At 51.2% G+C, this 3,665-nt stretch carries 4 protein-coding genes; 1 reads left to right on the top strand and 3 read right to left on the bottom strand.

Features of this window, described 5'->3' with window-relative positions; genetic code table 11:
• The first annotated feature begins 167 nt into the window (after positions 1 to 167).
• Complete coding sequence (locus tag MHN01_RS20085) at positions 168 to 743, top strand: UPF0149 family protein (protein ID WP_239413006.1); 576 nt, start codon at positions 168 to 170, stop codon at positions 741 to 743.
• 69 nt (positions 744 to 812) lie between these two features.
• On the opposite strand, the gene MHN01_RS20080 is transcribed toward MHN01_RS20085, so the two are convergent.
• The 3 genes from MHN01_RS20080 to ybgF form a co-directional block, all read right to left on the bottom strand.
• Entirely contained in the window at positions 813 to 1,667 is an 855-nt protein-coding gene (locus tag MHN01_RS20080; RefSeq protein WP_239413004.1) for a bile acid:sodium symporter family protein, read from the bottom strand.
• A gap of 105 nt (positions 1,668 to 1,772) precedes the next feature.
• Positions 1,773 to 2,834 carry a quinolinate synthase NadA gene (gene nadA, locus MHN01_RS20075; protein WP_239413002.1) on the bottom strand — a complete coding sequence of 354 codons (1,062 nt, stop codon included), beginning with the start codon at positions 2,832 to 2,834 and terminating at the stop codon, positions 1,773 to 1,775.
• 156 nt (positions 2,835 to 2,990) lie between these two features.
• Positions 2,991 to 3,665 (bottom strand): tol-pal system protein YbgF (gene ybgF / locus MHN01_RS20070; protein ID WP_239413000.1); only part of this gene is annotated, 675 nt, incomplete at its 5' end.

The following is a 3,665-nucleotide window of genomic DNA, read 5'->3' as shown; positions in this document are numbered from 1 at the left end:
CAACGATATCAGCCCTTGCAGCGATAAAAGCCCCGGCGAGGCTGTGCAGAGCACCCCAGGCTGTTACAATAGCCAGCATTGCAACCATTCTATCTATTACTGTTAACACTTTATGCCAGATAATGTCGGCATAGAGGGAAAACATACAACCGAACTGAGATTGTATTATGTCTTCACCGCTAAGTGAGTTACTGAAAAACCCACAGCTAGCCGAGCAACTGTTGTCCGAAGCCCAGACCCGAGGTTTTGTTACCGCGATGGCAGCAGCACCACACCTGATTGATCCGTCCGAGTGGCTGGCTTTTCTATGGGGGGGCGATGAAACCTCACCGTTTGAAAGCCACGAAGAGCTTGAAACCTATGCCAATGAAATCGTCAATATGTGGAACCAAATCCGCGAGGCCTTACTGACAGGCCAATGGCAATGGCCGGAAGGCTGCGCGCTTGATGACAAAGAGCTGGTTACCGAAGCAACCCGTGAACTGGCGGAAGGTGTACTACAAGGCTGGCAGCTTTCCCGTGACGACTGGGACACCATCATGCCGGAAGGCAGTGAGGACAATGCGTTGCTAGGTGGTGTGTTGCTATGCTTCAGCCTGCTTTATGATCCTGAAAATGCGATGGAAGCCCTATCTCAGGAAGGTGCCGACGGCCTTGCTCAGTTCGAAGAAATCTTCAACTCTGTTCCGACCATGCTATGCGGCCTGACACTAAAAGCACAGGCACTGGTGCAAGAGCAATAATAATGAAGAGCTACGAAATGCTGGCAACGCCGCATTTCGTAGCCTATTTACCGCAACGTCTTTCTGATTTCATACGCTAGCTAACTTACGGCGCTGATAGACATAAATCATCGCAAAAGCCGGCAAGTTCATCAGCAATCCATACAATAACGGCGTCAGTGCCAGCTCCGGGCGTTGCAACTGTACTACAGCAACGAAGATAGCCGTCCCGGCATTCTGTACCCCGACTTCTATCGATAACGTCTTTGTTAGTACCCTATCACCACGAAGCATCTTGGCTACCGAAGCCCCCAGCAGCATACCCGCCACACACAGGCTAAGCGCCGCTACCGATGCTACCGAAAATAGCTGGTGAAAAACGCCAGTATTGGCGGCAACCGTCACCATGACTGTCAAAAACAGTGCCCCCAGCGCCGAACGGCCGGCAAAATGAGAAAAGCCTTCAAACCAGCGCCCCTTTGCCCAATGTCTAGTCGCCATACCCAGTAATACGGGAATAAGTGTGACCGCAGTGAGCTGCAAAATGGCCGTTTTAAGCGGGAAGACTAACTGGGTATCCGGCACAAGCAATACCAGCATCAGCGGCAGGCTGAACGGAATGATCAGGCTACTGACCGCCGTCATACTGATAGAAAGCGCTGAATCACCGCCGCTCATATGAGTTATCGCGTTCGACGAGGCTCCACCCGGCGCCAGTGCCAATAACCATAGGCCTATCGCCACCGGCTCTGGCAGCGCAAACAAGGTAATAATGACGTATGCCAGCAACGGCAACCCTAGCAACTGGGCCACCAGCCCCATAAGCACCCGGCCAGGATATTGCCCTACCCGCTTAAAGTCTGTGGTAGACAGGGTCAGCCCGACGCAATACATCATCCATGCGAGGGCTATTGGCAATGCCACCGTTAACATTGTCTGGCTCATTGTTGTTTATCCTTGTTGTACCAGTCTTTTAAACTGTCGAACTATAGCCGATAAAAATGGCGACCATAAGGTCGCCATTCTCATCTTCATCATTCTGCAATAATATTACGCGTTGCCCTTCACTTTCAATTGCAGCTCAGCAGCAAAGTCCAGCATACGATTCAATGGGATAAGTGATTTTTCACGCAGTGACTCATCAACAAAAATTTCATGTTGCTCGCCGCCTTCACGCAGACCTTGCTCAATAGCCTGAAGACCATTCATTGCCATCCACGGACAATGGGCACAACTACGGCAGGTTGCCCCGGCACCGGCAGTTGGCGCTTCAATCAGTTCCTTGTCAGGCACCATTTGCTGCATCTTAAAAAAGATACCTTTGTCGGTTGCCACTATTAACTGCTTGTTAGGCAAAGTCTTGGCCGCTTTGATCAGCTGGCTTGTCGAGCCGACCGCATCAGCCAGCGCCACCACTGAAGCCGGGGACTCAGGGTGAACCAGGATAGCCGCATCTGGATACAGGTTCTTCATATCACGTAGCGCCTTGGACGAGAACTCGTCATGCACCACACACTCGCCCTGCCACAAGAGCATTTCAGCACCTGTTTGTTTCTGAATGTAAGAACCCAGGTGGCGGTCCGGGCCCCAGATAATGTCTTTGCCCTCGCTATCAAGGTGCTCGACAATCTCCAGCGCGATACTTGATGTGACTACCCAGTCGGCACGTGCTTTCACCGCCGCAGACGTGTTGGCATAGACAACCACTGTATGATCAGGGTGGGCATCACAAAATTCGGTAAACTTGTCTGCCGGGCAACCGAGATCCAGAGAACACTCGGCTTCAAGCGTAGGCATCAATACCCGCTTTTCCGGCGTCAGAATCTTCGCTGATTCCCCCATGAAACGAACACCACAAATCACCAGGGTTTTCGCCGGGTGCTGGTTACCGAACTTGGCCATTTCCAAAGAGTCACCGACAAATCCACCGGTCTCTTCAGCCAGCGCCTGAATTTCAGGGTCGGTATAGTAGTGGGCAACCAAAACCGCGTCTTCTTCCTTCAACAGGGCTTTGATTTTCTCTTTGTATGCCAGCTGCTCATCAACAGTCAGCGGCGTTGGCTTCGGTGGAAACGGATATACCATTTCTGAGGGATCAAATGTCAGGCTCATTTCTCGATTGCTCTATCAGCTCGTCCTTACTAATCCGAGCATTATACACCGCAAACATCGAAATAATCACCTTTCTGGCGAGCGTACTGTTACTGTTTCGTTATAGAAATAAAAAAGGCCAGTAAAAACTGGCCTTTATCAATGGCTGCAACATGGCTACTTAGCAAGCGCCTTGAGGTTTTTCTCAGCCTGGCGGGAGCTGGTCGAGCCCGGATAAAGCTCAATTACCTGCTGGTAATACTTCTTGGCTTCATCCGGCTTTTTGCTTCGCTCGGCGATCACGCCAAGCTTCAGCATGGCATCAGCCCGCTTGTTAGAGTCACTGAAACTAGCCACAGCCGTAAACTGCTCACCGGCCTCTTTCAGCTGGCTTTGAGTAAAGTACAGCTGACCAAGCCAGTAGTGGGCATTGGGCTTGTACACAGACTCAGGATAAGCCGACAAGAACGCCTGAAATGCCTTGACCGCACCAGGATAATCTTTTTCCTTGAGGATCAGGTTAACGGCGCTTTCATAGGCTTCGTTTTCACTCACGTTACTGGTGTACGTCTCAGTAGAAGCCGGAGTGGAATCTGACGTTTCATCGACTTCTTTCTGAGGCTGGCGGCTAAGTGCATCAACCTCACGGTACAATTCTCGCTGTCGCTCCAGCATCTGACTCAGGTCATAGCTATTGCGCTCGACAAGACCGCGTAGTTCATCCATTTCAGATGCAAGCTGATCCAGCTGACGCTGCATATCAATCTGCACCTGGTTTCGCGCCTCAATCATACGCTCCAAACGCGCAAGGCTATTATCGCCGCCCTGGGCACTGTTACCGTTAAGTTCGGT

Origin of the sequence: Photobacterium sp. OFAV2-7 (assembly GCF_022347985.1) — a bacterium.
Lineage (GTDB): Bacteria > Pseudomonadota > Gammaproteobacteria > Enterobacterales > Vibrionaceae > Photobacterium.
The sequence above is the reverse complement of the archived record's forward strand: the minus strand, read 5'-3'. Positions and strand labels throughout refer to the sequence as shown.

Bases quoted from the DNA above. Each gene is read 5' to 3' on its own strand.
- MHN01_RS20085 (WP_239413006.1), top strand. From the start codon at position 168: ATGTCTTCACCGCTAAGTGAGTTACTGAAAAACCCACAGCTAGCCGAG.
- MHN01_RS20080 (WP_239413004.1), bottom strand. From the start codon at position 1,667: ATGAGCCAGACAATGTTAACGGTGGCATTGCCAATAGCCCTCGCATGG.
- nadA (WP_239413002.1), bottom strand. From the start codon at position 2,834: ATGAGCCTGACATTTGATCCCTCAGAAATGGTATATCCGTTTCCACCG.